This window comes from Halobaculum sp. MBLA0143, assembly GCF_041361465.1.
Taxonomy (GTDB): Archaea; Halobacteriota; Halobacteria; order Halobacteriales; family Haloferacaceae; genus JAHENP01.
Map to the genome: position 1 here is coordinate 480,474 of NZ_JBGKAC010000002.1, position 14,657 is coordinate 495,130.

Consider the following 14,657-nt stretch of genomic DNA (forward strand, 5'->3'; position numbering starts at 1 on the left):
CGGCGAGGCCGGGTGGACCGGTTCGAGGACGGGTAGCGGGAGCGAGTGGGCCTGTTCGAGGACAACTACGGACTCCCGCGAGGAGACACCCGTTCGACCGCCCTCGAGTAGTCTGACGCCGCCGTACTCCCCACAAGGCACTTTCCGTGCCGCTCGGCAGTCCCGGTGTGCTCACCGACACGACTCGGCGTCGGTTCCTCGGGGTCGCCGCCGCGCTCTCGGCCGGCTGTGCGGCACGCCCCGGTCGCCGAGCCGACGCCGGCGGGACCGAGACGACGGACCGCGGGGCGAGCGACACGTCGACGCCGACGACGGACGGCTCGGAGACGACCGAGACGGCCTCGCCGGCCCCGTCGCTCCCGGAGCGAACACTCGCCGACCCACCCGAGGGGCCGGAGTCGTACCCCGACCGCCCGGACGGCGACGGACCGGGCGCGGCCGTCGCGTTCGTCCGACAGTTCGAGCACGCACAGGGGTACAACGTCCTCCACGAGCCGGACGCGGAGTCGATCTCCGTCCAGCCCGCGGCAGAACACGTCCGCTCGGTCGAGCCGGGCGGGCACTACGTCCTCGGCCGGCGGAGCGGCTACGCGAACTACGCGGACGGCGTCCACGCCGACCTCGGCAGCGCCCCACGGCTGTACTTCGTCTCCCCGCGGTACGTCGTCCGCGTCGGCGAGGAGGACGACCGGCTCCGAGACTGCACGACGGTGCCCGCGGCCGACGACCCCGCCGACAACTTCGCCGCGAAGTGTTCCGGCGACGACGCCCGCTACGCGGTCGTCAACCTCGCGCCAGAGACCCGGGAGATGGTCGTCGAGGTGTCGCGTGCCGACACCGGAGCGACGGTCGGCCGCGAGTCCTACCGACTCGTCCCCGGGCGCCTGGTCGTCTTCGACGGCGTGACCCGCCGTCGGGGGCGCTACCGACTGACCGTGACCGCCGGCGACCGCGAGACGACGGCCGCGTGGGACCTCCGGAACGGCCCCCGGGAGCGGCCGCCGGTCGTCGTCTCCACCCCGCGTCGCCGGCTCGCCGTCGAACGGTTCGACGGGTGGCCGTACTGAGACGGGGGTGACGCGGCCGTCAGCCGACGTGCGTCTCGACGGTGAACACGACGACGACGGCGGTCGTCAGCAGGCCGACGACCGCGGCAGTCCCGAGGGCTGTGCTCGTGGTGACGGGCGCGTCGAAGCCGCCCGCCATCGCCACTCGGAGGGGGAAGTGACCGGGGAGGAATCGAGCGAGGGCCGGTGTGTCGGTCGCCAGCGGGTTCTGGAAGACGAACAGGTCGAGCATCGCGCCGAACAGGATCACGTACACGCCGGAGAGCCGGTCGAGGAGGACGCCCGCGAGCACGCCGACGAGTCCGTAGACGAACGCCGTCGCCAGCACACCGACGAGGAACACCGCGAGGCTCGCGGGCTCGAACGCGGTCAGCATCACCGCGACGGAGACGGTCGTGGCGATCACGGAGACGGCGGCGACGAGTCCGAGTCGGGCGACGACCACCTCCCAGGGCCGGTAGCCGGCGACGACGGTCCGGGCGTCCGCCTCGACGGCCGTCTGCATCAGGAACAGACCGGCGACGCCGGCCAGCAACGCGGCGGTCATCGGGGTCGTGAACGCCGGGAACGCCTCCGGGAGCGTGGTCGCCACTACCCGGTCGGCGACGTGGACGCGGGCCGGACCGGAGGGGGCGACGAGCGTGAACAACCCGACCACGTACGCCGGCGCGACGACGAGCAACGCGAGCAACAACGGCGTCCGGCGGAGTTCCGACGCGCCCGCTCGGAACGCGGTGCCGACGCGGGTCACGCCGACCACCCCACCACGCCGGTGACGCGGTCGACGACGGCACCGGCGACACCGAACGTCCCGCCGGTGGACCGGCCGTACGCGAGCAGTGCAGCGGCCGTCGACAGCCCGATCCAGGCCAGCGTCGGCACGAGGTGTCCGCCCGCGTACGTCCCGTCGAAGACGGCGGCCGTGAACAACGCCTGCGGGTGTGCCAGCGGCGCGAGGTCGGTCACCTGGAGCTCACCGGCGACCGGCAGCGACACGGCGAAGTCCACCGGGAACAGCCCCGAAGAGAGCGCGTTGTCGATGTCGGCGAGGAACACGAGCACGACGGACCCCTCCAGCTCTCGGGGGACGACCGTGCCGACGAGCACGCCGAGCAGTCCGTACAGTAGTCCGGCCGCGACCAACGACGCGAACGCGAGCGCCGGCGCGGCGACGGTGACACGGAACGCGAGCGCCGCGAACGCGACGGTCGCGCCACAGACGGCGATCGCCAAGACGGTGACCAGCCGCGACGCGAGTGTCGTGTGTCGGGGCAGGCCCGCGACCGCGGCGCGCTCGTCGCCGCGACGGGCGCTCAACAGCTGGAACAGTCCGACCAGGCCCGCGAGGAACGCGACCGCGAACAACGCGCCGGCCGTCCGCCCGGCCGCCGCCGGAGCGGCCGCGAGCGCCGGCAGTTGCGGGAACGACGCCAGTGCGGTGCCGTACAGCTCCACGACCACCGGCGGGAGGACGACTACCCCCACCAGGGTCCGAGGCCGCCGGAGCAGTTCGGCGAGACGGAGCCGCGTCACGGTACCGAGCGTGCTCACGGCTCTTCGACCCCCGTAGCGGTGCTGGCGTCGTCCGTCGCGTCCGTGGCGGTACTGTCTGTCGTGTCCGTCTGCGCCTCCTCGGCGCTGCCGTCGTGTGCCGCGCTCCGGGCCTGCTGGGGTGGCTCGTCCCGTTCGTGGAGCCGGCCGTCCCGGAGCTCGACCACGCGGTCGAACCGCTCGCGCTCGCTGACGAGGTGTGAGACGACCGCGATCGCGGTGCCGTCCGCGACCAGGTCCTCCGCCAGCTCCCAGAACGCGAGGTACGTGTCCCAGTCGAACCCCGTGTACGGCTCGTCGAGGAACAACACGTCCGGCTCGTGGAGCACGGCGACGGCGAGGTTCACCTTCTGTCGGTTTCCGCCCGAGAGGTGGTCGACGCGGTACGACAGGAACTGCTCGAAGCCGAGCCGTGCGGCCAGCTCGTCGCGCCGCTCGCGGACCCGCTCCGCGGACAGTCCGTACGCCTCGCCGAACAACGAGAACGTCTCCTCCACGGTCAGCCGGTCGTACAACAGCGTCTCCTGTGGACACCACCCGACCGCGGCGTCGTCGTCGACCGTCCCGGCGTCCGGCGCGAGCGCGCCGACGAGGATCTGCAGCAGCGTCGACTTCCCCGAGCCGTTCTCGCCGACGATCCCGACGATCTCCCCGGGGGACAGCTCGAGCTCGGCACCGGTCAACACCGGAACCTCCCGGCCGACGAACGGGAGCCGCGAACGGTACGTCTTCTCGACGCCGCTGGCGGTGAACACCGGTTCGGCCGCGTCGGCCACGCCGTCGTCCGTCCCGCGGTCGTCTCCGGGCGGCTGGTCGCCGGACGACGGCGCCCGCCGACCGTCCGCTCCGTTCTGTATATTCGACATCGAGCGAATATTCCGAACGAAATGTATTAGTCCTTTCGGAGGGTACCAGTCTTCGATGACCGAGACCGAGACGGCGACGGAGCTCCAGCCGGGCGGACAGGCAGGGGAGGCCCGCGAACGCGTGATCGAGGCGTTCGAACGGAGCGCGGAGATCTACGGGTTGAGTCGGAGCTACGGCCGGCTGTACGGGTTGTTGTACTTCGCGGACGGGCCGGCGTCGTTGGACCAGTTGGTCGAGGCCAGCGGCTACGCAAAGTCGACGGTGAGCACCACGCTGAAAGACATGGAGCGGCTCCACCTGGTCTACCGTCGCTCCGTTCCGGGCGAGGGGAAACGAGCGTTCTACGAGGCAGAACGCGACTTCTGGACGGTCGTCAGAGAGTTCCTCCGTCGGGAGGTCCGACGCGAGATCGACATCGTGGGTCGTGCGCTCGCGGACGCCGAAGAGACGCTGGAGGCCGCCGCCGAAGCGTCGCCTTCCGACGACGGCTCCGACGGGGCGGGCGACGCCGACCGGGACACCGACGACGACCGGATCGAACGCGACCTCCGACGAGTTCGGGAGCTCCGACAGATGTACGACCGGAGCGAACGGGCCGTCCGGTTGTTGACCGGTTCCTCGGTCGACCGCCTCGCCGGGCTGTTGGAACGCCTCCGGAACGACCGGTGACACGCGGAGATCACAGGACCGAAGTGTCACAACGACGTGGAAACGTTGCCTTGCGCGGACTCGACGACACGCCGGACGGAGAGGGGATCGACCACAGCCACCGCCGCGTCGCCGTGGCACCGGGCGGGCGGACGGTCCACCGCCCGGCGCGCGACGGGACGGGTGTCGCCTGCGAGACGGTCGCCTCGCGGTGGGAGACGCTGCCGGCCGAGGAGGTGCCGACGAACCACCGGCCGTGTAGCCGCGACGACTGCGCGTCGTACCTCGTGGATCTGGACTTAGACGGAGAGGCGCTGTCGGACGGCCCCCCGGCGTGGCTGACCGACCACGACCGTCCGGTGGTCGTGACGGCCGGCGGCGACGCACTCCACCGCCCGGACGGGGACAGTCCGGAGCCGGCACCGGCCTGCCGGATGCACGCCGCTGCCGACTCCTGGCGCGCCGTCGAGCTGACCGGCGGTGTCGTCGCCTTCCACACCGTCTGTGGCGTCGAGACCTGCCGAGAGTACCTCGCCGGGTTCGACGAAGTCGACGTCGGAGAGTGACCGACCGCCGACTGCGCCGGCCGCTCCGACGACAGACCACGTCGGGGGACACCGTCATCGTGATATTTCCCCAACACGAATCCCACGAGCGATGGCGACGCCGGTGTACCTCACGCCGCCGGAGCTGTGGGTGTTGTTCGGAGTCGGGCTCTTACTGGGGAGCCGCGAACTGATCGTCCGGCAGTACCTCGGGCTGGGCGACCGCCCGGCCGCGGACGGAGCGGGGTCGTTCTGGGTGTTGTGGGCCGCGACGGCCGCCGGGACGACCGTCGCGGTGGTCGCGCCGCTGGCCGGCGTCGGGACGCTGCCGGCCCCGAACGGTTCGTTCTGGCTGGGTGTCGTCGTGATGCTCGTCGGCTTCGCCGTCCGAATGACGGCAGTCGTCACGTTGGGCGAGCAGTTCAGCCACCGGGTCGTGGTTGCGGACCGGGAGGTAGTCGACACCGGGCCGTACGCCTGGGTGCGACACCCGTCGTACACGGGCGCGGTCGTCACCTACCTCGGGGTCGGGGTAGCCTGCGGCAACTGGGTGAGTGTCGTGGCCGCCACCGGCGGAGCGATCGTCGGCTACGGCCACCGCGTCCGACTGGAGGAACGAACGCTGCGTCGGGAACTCGAAGACTACGCCGCGTACACCCGGAAGGTGCCGTACCGGCTGATCCCGTTCGTGTGGTAGCGAGCGTCGCCTCCCCCGTGAGTAAACTGTATGCCGCTATAGAGAATCCGGGGGCAGTGGCTGACTCGTCGCCCGACTCGGCCGGAGGGGTCGTTCTCGTCTACTCGAAGCGACAGAGGCTGTCCACTCGAACTCGAGTTCAGTTCAGGGTTCGAGTCTCGAAGACTACTTAACGAAGGAGACACGAACGTCTAATGTGACGTGGCGAGCAGTCGCGGCACGGACGGTAGGGGCGGACCGTCGGGTTCCGGTGCCAGACCGCGTGCGGCCGGTGTTCTTCGACGGGCCGGCGACGGGCGACGAACAGGTGTTCTGGAGCGTCGGTCACGGCGACGGTTCACTCCTCGTGTCGGACACGCCCGTCCGAGGCGACGCCTACGAGCTCGTCGCGGACACGACGGTGTACGAGCGCGCGCCGGGAGACTACCGGCTCAGGCCACCGTCGAGCGTCCCCTTCAACCTCCGGGCGCCGTTCGTCGACGGCGGCAGCGTCGTGTTCCTCGTGACGGCGCAGATGGCCGCCGACCGCGGGCCACAGGGGGCGTTCCTGGCGTCACGCCGCCGCGCCGGCTGGCTCCTCCGCGACGGCGTCCCGATCCCGGGCGCGTTCGACTAGTGAGGTCGGCGTTCGTTCTCCCGGCGGATCACTCCGGGTCGTCGCCGACGGTCACGTCGAACGCGGCCGGCGTGGCCGCTCGAACGGACGGGAGCCGGCGGAGTCGTGGTCGGAGGCAGAACCAGAGGCCAACGAACGCGAACCCCGTGGCGCCGAGCGCCATCGCCGTTCGAGCGTCCAGGAGTGTCGCGGCGACGCCACCCAGGAGCGACCCGACCGGCAGCGTCGCCGTCGAGGCGGTCCCTTTCAGCGAGGAGACGCGACCGAGCAGTTCCGACGGGAACAGCCGTTGGTTGAGCGTCGACACGAAGACACCGTTGGCGCCGGCCGGCACCCACGCCAGCCCGAACAGAACGACGGCGGCGAGCCGGGAGGTGGTTGCGACGGACGCGACCCAGGCGCCGGCGGCCGCCAGCGACGTGCCGGCCCGGAACCACCCGTACGGCAGCCCGGTGAGTCGGTCGGCGACGTTCGTCCCGACGACGCGACCGACGCCGAACGCACCCAAGAGGAGTCCGTACGTCCCGGCACCGCCGCGGGTCGCGGCGTACACCGGGAGCAGTGTCAACGTCGCTCCGAGTGCGAGGTGGAACACGGCCGACACCCCGACGAGCTCGACGAACACCGTCCCGCGGAGCGCCGCAATCCCCTCGCGGGTGTCGGCGACGTACGCCGTGACTGCGTCCGAGACGGAGGGTCGACTGTCACCGCCGGAGCCCGTGTCACCGCCGGAGCCCGTGTCACCGCCGGAGTCCGTGTCACCGCCGTCGGTGGCGGTGTCGACGTCGGTGTCGGCTCCGTCGTCACCACCCGTCAGTCCCGGGCGGACGCGAGCGAACAACACGGCGGCGACGAGGAACGTCGCGGCGTCGGCCGCCAGCAGCGCCTCGACGCCGAAGACGGGGATCAACAGTCCGCCGACGGCCTCGAACACGGTGTCGAGTCCGAGCGTGACCGTCGCGAGCAGCCCGTTACCGGTCGACAGTCGTTCGTCGGCGACGAGCCGCGGAACGAGACGGGCCTGGACCGGCGTGAGCGTCACCGCGAGCCCCGCCAGTGCCGCGACGACGGCGGTCAGCAACGGGACGGCGAGCCGGCCGGTCGCGCCGGCGACCGCGAGTCCGGCGACACCGACACCCTGGAGCAGTTGGACGACGACGAGCAGTCGGACCACGTCGACGCGGTCGACGACGGCGCCGGCGGCGAACTGCAACAGCCACGGCGTCAGCAGCGCGGCGTTGACCACCGAGACGACCAGCGGCGAGCCGCTGGTCTGGAGGGCGAACCAGAGCACCGCGACGGCGTAGAGGCTGTCGCCCAGGTTGGTGACGAACTCCCCGGCGAGAAACCGCCGGAACGGAGCGTTCCGCCGGAGGAGGTGGCCCCGGTCGGTCGTCGGGTCGATCACGGCGACCACCTCTGGCGTGTGGTGGAGTGTGGCGTCGACGTGAGACTGGTGACGGTGCAGTGTGGCGTCGGTGGGGTGTCAGTTGGGGTGTAGTAGGGAGTTCGTCGTGAGTCTGTCGTGGCGTGGTGGCGGCAGCGACGAGCGGTACGGTGAGCGGCGTGGTGAGCGGTGCTTCTGCGGTCGCGGACGGCGACCGTGGCGGTGCGACGGCTGTGGCCCGTTCGGGCCGTGTGTGTGCGTGGCATGGGCGCGGACGGCTGCGGCGGTCGGAGACGAGACGAGTGCTGCAGCTATCCGGCCCGCGCGAGGGCCAGCAGACGGCGCGAGAACGTGGTGAGCGGTCGCCGTCGCGGCACACCGGCTGCTGTGTTCGTCGGGGTATTGAATCTGGCGCCGTGTCCGCCACGGTGATCACCTCGGCGTCACTCCCGTCGAGGTGATCACTCCGGTGACGCCTCGGTCGGCGACGACGACTCGACGGCGACGGCTCGGACCGGCGCTCCGTCCCCGTCGAGCGCCAACGGGAGCGCCCGGAGTTCGAACCGATCCAGTCCCGCGAGCCCGGTCAGGTTCTCGACGATCGGCCGTTCGGCCCCCAGGACCGCCTCGTGGACCGGGACACCGTCGGGTTCGTCCGCTCGGTTCTCGTCACCGTTCGCGTGGTGGCTCCCGCCCTCACTACCCCCGCCACTACCGTGATCGGCGGGCGGGGTCGGGTCGGGGCTCAGTGTGTCCGTGGCGACTGCCAGCCCCGCTTCGGCACACGCTCGGCCGGCGGCGGGCGCGAGGTACGGGTGGTCACGGTAGCGTGCCGCCCCCCAGTGGTCGGCCCAGCCCGTGTCGAACACGACACAGTCGGCGTCGGTGTCCGTCGGCACCCGGTCGGCCGGCACCGCCTCGCGGGCGCCCAGGTCCCGGCAGTCCACCCGAACGGCGTCGAAGACGAACGTCTCCGGGTCGAACGACGCCAGCGTCCGGCCGTCGGCGAGGACGTGTGCCGGGGCGTCGACGTGGGTACCGGCGTGACTCCCGAGTTCGACCCGGCGGACGGCGTACCCGTCCGTCTCCACCGTCGCCGCGGGCGTCACCGACACCGCCGGGTCGCCCGGGTACGTCTGCATCCCCGTCTCGATCTCGTGTGTGAGGTCGCGCACCGACGGAGCGGTGCCCGCGGCGGGTCAAGAGGGTTGCGGGCAGTGCGCGGGTGTGAGTGGCCGGGGCGTTGTTTCTGGCTATCTGTAACAGACAAGCGTAACAGGTGGCTGTAGCAGACGGCTGTAATAGACAAATGTAACAGACGAACGTAACAAACAACTACAACAGACAACTACAACAGACAACTGTAATAGAAGAGCGGCAGACGGCCGTAGCAGAAGAACGAGCCAGACGACCGCGGCAGACGTGCGTGGCGGAGGGGCGTGAACGACGGTCGTGACGGAGACGTTCGGTAGCGACGCCGCCGACTCGGATGCACGCGGGCGAGACGGCGCGTCACCGCGTGAGTGTGTGGTACAGGACGGCTCGTTCCTTCGCGTCCGCCTCCAGCATCACGTCCGCCGCGGCCCGGAGCCAGTCCGGGACGGTCTCGACGTACGTCGCGTGGCTCTGTGGACGGACGGACGTGTCGCCGGTGTGGAGTCGTTCCGCCTCCGAGAGGTGCACGACCGGGCGCTCGTCCCACGTCTCCCGGGCGCGGGCGAACCCCTCGCGGTAGGTCGCTCCGCGGTGGGTGAACTTGTGGTGGTGGTAGTCGAAGGTCACCGGCACGCCACACTCGTTCGTGACGCCGTCCGCGAGCTCGCCGACGGCGTACAGTCCCTCGTCGTCGTCGTTCTCGACGACGAGTCGGTCGGCAGCCCGCGTCGGGAGGTCGTCGACGCGCTCGCAGAAGCGCGCGAGCGTCGCCTCTCGGTCGCCGTACGTCGCTCCGACGTGGACGTTGATCGCGTGGTACGGCGTCCGCGGCAGCTCCATCAGGTCGAGCCACCGTCCGTGGTTCGCCAGGTCCCGCGCCGACCGCCGAGCGGTGTCTTCGGACGTGCTCGCCAGCTTGCAGTAGTAGTTCGGGTGGAACGTCAGCCTGATCCCGTTCTCGCGGACGAACGCGCCGACCTCGGCGAGTCGGTCCGCGAGCTCGTCGTACTGCGGGAGCTCCTCGACCTCGTACCGGAGGTTCCAGGGGAGCAGCTTCGACGTACACCGGTAGAAGAAGATTCCGTGCCGAACGTTCCACCGGAGGATCGACAGGAGATCACGGACGTTCTGGAGCGCTAGCTCCGAGACGTACGACAGCCCACGCTCTTCGAACGTCGCCTCCTGCATACTCCGGTTGCAACGGACGGGCGGCGACTCTTCGCGGAGCGTCCGGTTCATCGCGGCGTAACCGAGCACGGACTCCGTTCGGCGGGCGGCCGCATGGGCCTTTCTGTCCGACCGTGCGCGAGACGGAGACAGCGGCGACGCCGAGCGGCGAGGAGACGGCTGCGCGTCGGCTCGCGGCGCGTCGTCGTCCGGTTCCGTTACTCCACGGCGGGGACGTGGTCTGCGACGCGGGCGACCCGGTCGCGGCCCTCGGCGTCGGACACGAGCGGCACCTCCACGACCGTCCGGTCGATGTCGTCGGTGGCGTCGCTCACGGCCGCTCGCTGGCGCTCGTACCGCGGCGCGCAGTTCGGGCAGTCACCCGGGGGCTCGCGGAGCGTCCGGTTGAGTAAGACGGTGTCGGCGGGGACGCCGGCCTCGTCCAGTTCCGCGACGAGTCGGCGGGTCTCCGCCAGCGCGACTCGTTCCGGGAGAGCGACGACACGGAACTCCGTGTGGTGGGCCTCCCGGAGCCGGTCGCCGACGCGGTCGACCGTCGACTGGAGCGTCGTCGCCCGGTCGGTGTACGAACGCCCTCCGTCGTCGTCGTCGGAGCCGCCGAAGAGACGGCCGACGGTGTCGGTGACCGACCGCACTCGTTCGCGGGCCGACAGGAGTTTGCCGACGGTCGTGTCGAGCACGTCCGGCAGTTCCAGTAGTCGCAGCGTGTGGCCCGTCGGCGCAGTGTCGAACACGACCACCTCCCAGTCGTCGTCTGCGTCGTACTCGGCGAACAGGTCGACGACCGCCACCTCGTCGGCGCCGGGGACCAGTCCGCGGCGGGACACGTCCTGCACGTCCGACTCGTCGACGTCGAACCCGAGCGACTGTGCGTCACCCAGCAGCTCGTCGAACGTCTCGCCGTAGCGCCGACGGAACCGCTCGCGCGGGTCCACCTCCAGCGCGTACAGGTCCCGCGTCGGCGGGACGCTCGTCGGCCGTTCGCCCACCTCGCAGTCGAGCACGTCCCCGACGCTGTGTGCGGGGTCCGTGCTCACGATCAGCGTCCGCCGGCCGGCCTCGGCCGCCTGGAGCCCCGTCGCCGCCGCGAGCGTAGTCTTCCCGACACCACCCTTACCGCCGTACAACACGAATTCGGGCACTGTCGAACCCTCGTTCGTCGTCTGTATAAATCGTCTGGCGGATCTCAGAGTCATCAGTCAGTAGGCGACTTCGAGAGTTGTCGTCTGGCTGTGTTGTTCTAGTGTCACGTCTGAGAACGCTATGCGGTAAGTTTATTCCCGGGGAGACATCACTCATTCGTGAGACAAAGAGGCACATCGCTCATGCCACCAGAACTCGTCGTCCACCGTGATCGTCTGGATTCCGTACTACCTCTGCTCGGGGCGGAGGTCAACGACGACGGTTATCTCGTCGATACGGAGACCGGTGAGGTAGTCAGGTCAGAAGACGGTGAAGAATTGACTATCGACGAGATCGGGTACCTCGGTCATGGTTCTATAGAGCCTGTGGAAGCAGATTTCTCTGCTGTCGTCTCTCGTGTGAGCGACGAAAATCTGTGGGACGACTAATCGGTCAGAATGGGAGACGATTCGGCCGATGGCTGGGATATCATTCCAATCCTTGCCAGAGACCGCATCATTGCCTCACTCAAAGATAAAAATCTGCTCGAATCCTCCTTGAGCACTAAACTTAGAGAATCGATACACCCAGACGAAGACAGTGGTCTTGCCGACCGGTTTCGGGGTTCGCTTTCATCCGTTTCCGACCGTCTGCCAGGAGACGGTGAGTGGCTCGTAAAGTACGTCTTCGACTACGAGTCGCTCCCGCGAAGTCGTCGGATGGAGCTGTGGGACTGGGTAACTGACGGTGGTCAGCCGCTGGATAATCGCCCAGAGGAGGACTTCCCCGTCGAAGGTTCGTTCGGGTGCCTGTTCGAACATTCCGAGCCGACTCAGGTCCACATCACTGGACTCGATGGTGCCGAGGCGCGTCTCAATCGTGAAGAGGGAAGAGACATCCTGTACCTCGACCCCGAGCAGCTCCCCGATGGAACATTAGAGCGATTCGCCCCGCAATTCCGGCAGTCGTACGAAGAGGAAGATGGGTTCCCGCTGGAGGAATTCGGGGATGTTGCATCTGTCGCTAATCTCCGTGGGGGGAGTAAGGATCGCTTCGACTTCTTTCGAGACAAGATTCCAGAGGAGTACCGTACTGTTCTGAAGGAGGCGCTCGTGCTCAATCGTCTGACAGAGCGAACGGAGATACAGAGGGAGGCAGTGCGAGAGTTCCGAGGAGACATTGCAGACGCGTACCGCGACAGGGCTGGTGGTGACCCAGCGGACGCTCAGACGCTGTGTAGCCTCTGTGGGGACGGGTACTTCTCAGAGGGAGCGCTGTTCGAGCGTCTGTACAGAGACAAGGTCGAAGAAGAAAGGTGGAGTGAGGAGGACTACCAGGATTTCTTCTATACCGCGATCTCAGAGTGTCCGTTCGCCGTTTTTGTTACTCCAGACGCTGAACCGAGGCCGATTTACGACGAAGTGATCCACGAGTGGATCCGAAAAGACAATTACAAATACCACCCTGGGTTCGTCGATATCCACGCAAAGGGGAACTGGGCAAGACCGGTTCTCCGCGATACAATGGAGGTCTTCGGAGATCGCAACCCTGGGTTCGCCTCAGAGACCATTGAGGACGGAAATCAGCTCGTTGAACGCGTGCGGCTGGAGACGCTGTAGATGTCACTTCTAGGCGACTCTCTGTCACTCTTGGGTGACGAGACCACTGCGCTCGCGTTCCTCCCAGTAGTGAACTGGGTGTACATTCTCGTCGCGTCGCAGTCTCCAAGTGTCGTGATTTGGGTGCAGATTGGCTCGACAGTCGTTCTTGCAACGGTGCTATTTAATCTCCTTGAAAACCTCGATGTTGATCAAGAGTCAGAGGAGGAGGCGGATACGACACAGGCAGAACTCTACGAGGGCATATTACTGGTAGGAGCAGCTATCGTGTGGGCAGCGATGCTTCTCTGGAGCATCTGGTCACTAATCGGACTGTTCGACAGCGACGAGGTGATTTCGGAGGTTCTGGTAGTCGTTTCTGCGGTAGTACTTCTGCTGATATCGAGCCATATACTCTTCAGAAGTTGTCTCCCCTCGTACGAGTAGCGGTGCACAGTCTGAACACCGACACTCGGATTCAAGTCGTCGCCGCCGTCCAATCCGTGCATGGAGGTTGTCAGTACGGAGACGGTGCCGGGCGAGGAGATTGCGGCGTCACTCGGAGTCGTTCGCGGGAACACGGTCAGAGCACGCAACGTCGGGCGGGACATCACTCAGAGCATCCGCAACATCACCGGCGGGGAGCTGAAGGCGTACTCGGAGCTGCTGTCGGACGCCAGAGACGAGGCGCTGGAGCGGATGGTCGAGGACGCCGAGTCGATGGACGCGGACGCGATCGTCAACGTCCGAATGGAGAGTTCGGCCATCGCCAACGGCGGCAGCGAGGTGATCGCCTACGGCACCGCAGTTCGGCTGGAGTGAGCGATGGAGCGCGCCGACCCCGCACAGACGGGCGTCCGTGTCGGGCGCTCGGTCGGCGTCGCGACGGGAGTGGCGACGGTGTCGGTCGCGGCGTTCGGTGCCGGGTCGCCGTACCACGGCGGGGAGCTGCTCGTCCAGGTGACCGGAATCGACGCCCGGGTCGCGACGGCGATCGTGGTCGGCGACGCCGTCGTCGCCGCGGTCGTCCGGTACACTGTCTGTTACGCTGTCGGGTCGCTACTGGGCGCCTACTACGGCTGGGTGAGCAACCGAGCGCCGCTGGCACTGGGACTGGCCGCGACGGCCGTCGGCGCCGTCGACGCGCTGCTGTCGATCACGCGGCCGACGCTCGCGGTCGTGTTCTTCGCCGCCTGGCTCGGGTTCGTGCCGGTTTTCCTCCGGCGGGCGCCCGCAGAGCCGACGACCGGCGACGACCCCGTCCGGCTGGGGTAGTCGGCCGCGTGTCGACAACTCGAACCGTCTCGGGGGCGACGGCGCGAGTGTGACGAGACCCGTGCGTGCGGCGTTCGACATCGAGACGGTATCGCCCCAACTGGACGACGACGAGCAGCCGGACTTCCGCGACTCCCAACACTTCGAACTGCTCGCGGCCGCCGTCGCGTACGAGTACCCCGACGGCAGCCGGGAGACGGCGGTCCACTGGCGGGACGGCTGGGGGTCGACGGCCGAGTTGGCGGTCGCGGAGTGGATCGTCGACAGCCTCGCCGACGTGGAGACGGTGGTGACGTACAACGGCACGGAGTTCGACATGCTCCACCTCGTCGGCCGGGCGCGGATCGCCGGCGCGGCCGCCGGGCGACGCGAGCCGTTCGAGCGGGCGGAGGCGCTCGTCGACCGGATCGACCACGTCGACCTCCAGCCGCCGGCGTGGACGGCGTTCGGTGACTACACCTCGCTGGAGGGGACGCTGCGGGCGGTCGGGATCGACCCCACGGCGACGGACCCGACGGGGTTCGACCACGGTGTCCCGCGGGCGGCGTGGCCGACGACGCCGGACGAGCCCGTGGAGTCGAGAGATGTCGCGCGGCTCGGCGAGATCTACCTCGACGCCGTCGACGCGGGTGGAACTGTCGCGGGCGGCAGCGGCGGTGACGGTGACGCCGATGGCGGCGATGACACCGTCAGCGACAGTGACACCGACGGCGACACGGCCGACGGAAGTGATACCCCCGCCGTCGACGCCGACGAACTGCGGGCGATGCTGGACCACTACGCCCGGGCGGACGTCGAGTACCTGTTCGACCTCGCGGACGCCAGACCGTTCGGCGGCGACTGAGCGACGCCGGGAACGCGTCGGACTACTCGCCGACGGCCGGCGAGTCGGCCACGTCGGCCACAGGCGGCACGGACGCTCCGGGCGGCGCGAACGGGTC

18 protein-coding genes are annotated in these 14,657 nt (G+C 68.8%); 11 read left to right on the forward strand and 7 right to left on the reverse strand.

Annotated features, from left to right (window positions below; all coding sequences use genetic code 11):
- Positions 1-167: 167 nt before the first annotated feature.
- Complete coding sequence (locus RYH79_RS17595) at positions 168-1,067, forward strand: hypothetical protein (RefSeq protein ID WP_370901708.1); 900 nt, start codon at positions 168-170, stop codon at positions 1,065-1,067.
- Positions 1,068-1,086: 19 nt separating this feature from the next.
- Here RYH79_RS17595 and RYH79_RS17600 read toward each other — a convergent pair whose 3' ends face one another.
- Genes RYH79_RS17600 through RYH79_RS17610 form a run of 3 tightly spaced genes read right to left on the reverse strand, consistent with a single transcriptional unit; the run spans position 1,087 to position 3,484 of the window.
- The gene (locus tag RYH79_RS17600) at positions 1,087-1,818 is read right to left on the reverse strand and encodes an ABC transporter permease (protein WP_370901709.1); all 732 of its coding nucleotides are present in this window, start codon (positions 1,816-1,818) and stop codon (positions 1,087-1,089) included.
- Positions 1,815-2,618, reverse strand: coding sequence for a hypothetical protein (locus tag RYH79_RS17605; RefSeq protein WP_370901710.1), 804 nt, complete (start codon positions 2,616-2,618; stop codon positions 1,815-1,817). Before RYH79_RS17605 ends, RYH79_RS17600 begins: the two co-directional genes overlap by 4 nt.
- The gene (locus RYH79_RS17610; RefSeq protein WP_370901711.1) at positions 2,615-3,484 is read right to left on the reverse strand and encodes an ABC transporter ATP-binding protein; all 870 of its coding nucleotides are present in this window, start codon (positions 3,482-3,484) and stop codon (positions 2,615-2,617) included. The genes RYH79_RS17605 and RYH79_RS17610 overlap by 4 nt, the downstream gene beginning before the upstream one ends.
- A gap of 55 nt (positions 3,485-3,539) precedes the next feature.
- Here RYH79_RS17610 and RYH79_RS17615 point away from each other — a divergent pair, with 55 nt between their 5' ends.
- From RYH79_RS17615 to RYH79_RS17630, 4 genes are all read left to right on the forward strand, one after another.
- Positions 3,540-4,154, forward strand: coding sequence for a GbsR/MarR family transcriptional regulator (locus RYH79_RS17615; RefSeq protein WP_370901712.1), 615 nt, complete (start codon positions 3,540-3,542; stop codon positions 4,152-4,154).
- Positions 4,155-4,204: 50 nt separating this feature from the next.
- The gene (locus RYH79_RS17620) at positions 4,205-4,699 is read left to right on the forward strand and encodes a hypothetical protein (RefSeq protein ID WP_370901713.1); all 495 of its coding nucleotides are present in this window, start codon (positions 4,205-4,207) and stop codon (positions 4,697-4,699) included.
- Positions 4,700-4,790: 91 nt separating this feature from the next.
- Positions 4,791-5,375, forward strand: a complete 585-nt coding sequence (locus RYH79_RS17625) for a methyltransferase family protein (RefSeq protein WP_370901714.1) — start codon at positions 4,791-4,793, stop codon at positions 5,373-5,375.
- A gap of 196 nt (positions 5,376-5,571) precedes the next feature.
- Positions 5,572-5,991, forward strand: coding sequence for a hypothetical protein (locus RYH79_RS17630; protein ID WP_370901715.1), 420 nt, complete (start codon positions 5,572-5,574; stop codon positions 5,989-5,991).
- 28 nt (positions 5,992-6,019) lie between these two features.
- On the opposite strand, the gene RYH79_RS17635 is transcribed toward RYH79_RS17630, so the two are convergent.
- From RYH79_RS17635 to RYH79_RS17650, 4 genes are all read right to left on the reverse strand, one after another.
- Positions 6,020-7,399: an MFS transporter gene (locus RYH79_RS17635; protein ID WP_370901716.1), complete on the reverse strand. Its 1,380-nt coding sequence runs from the start codon at positions 7,397-7,399 to the stop codon at positions 6,020-6,022.
- Positions 7,400-7,839: 440 nt separating this feature from the next.
- Positions 7,840-8,553: a cyclase family protein gene (locus RYH79_RS17640; RefSeq protein WP_370901717.1), complete on the reverse strand. Its 714-nt coding sequence runs from the start codon at positions 8,551-8,553 to the stop codon at positions 7,840-7,842.
- Between the two features lie 337 nt (positions 8,554-8,890).
- Positions 8,891-9,790 carry a UV DNA damage repair endonuclease UvsE gene (gene uvsE / locus RYH79_RS17645; protein WP_370901718.1) on the reverse strand — a complete coding sequence of 300 codons (900 nt, stop codon included), beginning with the start codon at positions 9,788-9,790 and terminating at the stop codon, positions 8,891-8,893.
- A 128-nt stretch (positions 9,791-9,918) separates the two neighbouring features.
- Positions 9,919-10,863 carry an ArsA family ATPase gene (locus tag RYH79_RS17650; RefSeq protein WP_370901719.1) on the reverse strand — a complete coding sequence of 315 codons (945 nt, stop codon included), beginning with the start codon at positions 10,861-10,863 and terminating at the stop codon, positions 9,919-9,921.
- Positions 10,864-11,046: 183 nt separating this feature from the next.
- Between RYH79_RS17650 and RYH79_RS17655 the strand changes: the two genes are divergently transcribed.
- The 6 genes from RYH79_RS17655 to RYH79_RS17680 are packed head-to-tail and all read left to right on the forward strand — an operon-like array spanning position 11,047 to position 14,560.
- A complete protein-coding gene (locus tag RYH79_RS17655; protein ID WP_370901720.1) occupies positions 11,047-11,292 on the forward strand; it encodes a hypothetical protein in 246 nt (81 codons plus the stop codon).
- Positions 11,293-11,301: 9 nt separating this feature from the next.
- A complete protein-coding gene (locus RYH79_RS17660) occupies positions 11,302-12,462 on the forward strand; it encodes a hypothetical protein (protein ID WP_370901721.1) in 1,161 nt (386 codons plus the stop codon).
- Positions 12,463-12,888, forward strand: a complete 426-nt coding sequence (locus tag RYH79_RS17665; RefSeq protein WP_370901722.1) for a hypothetical protein — start codon at positions 12,463-12,465, stop codon at positions 12,886-12,888. It abuts the gene before it with no gap.
- 60 nt (positions 12,889-12,948) lie between these two features.
- On the forward strand, positions 12,949-13,263 hold the full coding sequence (locus RYH79_RS17670; protein ID WP_370901723.1) for a YbjQ family protein: 315 nt from the start codon (positions 12,949-12,951) through the stop codon (positions 13,261-13,263).
- 3 nt (positions 13,264-13,266) lie between these two features.
- Positions 13,267-13,716: a hypothetical protein gene (locus tag RYH79_RS17675; protein ID WP_370901724.1), complete on the forward strand. Its 450-nt coding sequence runs from the start codon at positions 13,267-13,269 to the stop codon at positions 13,714-13,716.
- A gap of 49 nt (positions 13,717-13,765) precedes the next feature.
- Complete coding sequence (locus RYH79_RS17680) at positions 13,766-14,560, forward strand: hypothetical protein (RefSeq protein WP_370901725.1); 795 nt, start codon at positions 13,766-13,768, stop codon at positions 14,558-14,560.
- Positions 14,561-14,657 lie beyond the last annotated feature (97 nt).

What these genes read in the sequence shown, in the direction of transcription:
- RYH79_RS17610 (WP_370901711.1), bottom strand. Translation starts at nt 3,484, where the DNA reads ATGTCGAATATACAGAACGGAGCGGACGGTCGGCGGGCGCCGTCGTCC.
- RYH79_RS17615 (WP_370901712.1), top strand. Translation starts at nt 3,540, where the DNA reads ATGACCGAGACCGAGACGGCGACGGAGCTCCAGCCGGGCGGACAGGCA.
- RYH79_RS17625 (WP_370901714.1), top strand. Translation starts at nt 4,791, where the DNA reads ATGGCGACGCCGGTGTACCTCACGCCGCCGGAGCTGTGGGTGTTGTTC.
- RYH79_RS17655 (WP_370901720.1), top strand. Translation starts at nt 11,047, where the DNA reads ATGCCACCAGAACTCGTCGTCCACCGTGATCGTCTGGATTCCGTACTA.
- RYH79_RS17660 (WP_370901721.1), top strand. Translation starts at nt 11,302, where the DNA reads ATGGGAGACGATTCGGCCGATGGCTGGGATATCATTCCAATCCTTGCC.
- RYH79_RS17665 (WP_370901722.1), top strand. Translation starts at nt 12,463, where the DNA reads ATGTCACTTCTAGGCGACTCTCTGTCACTCTTGGGTGACGAGACCACT.
- RYH79_RS17670 (WP_370901723.1), top strand. Translation starts at nt 12,949, where the DNA reads ATGGAGGTTGTCAGTACGGAGACGGTGCCGGGCGAGGAGATTGCGGCG.
- RYH79_RS17675 (WP_370901724.1), top strand. Translation starts at nt 13,267, where the DNA reads ATGGAGCGCGCCGACCCCGCACAGACGGGCGTCCGTGTCGGGCGCTCG.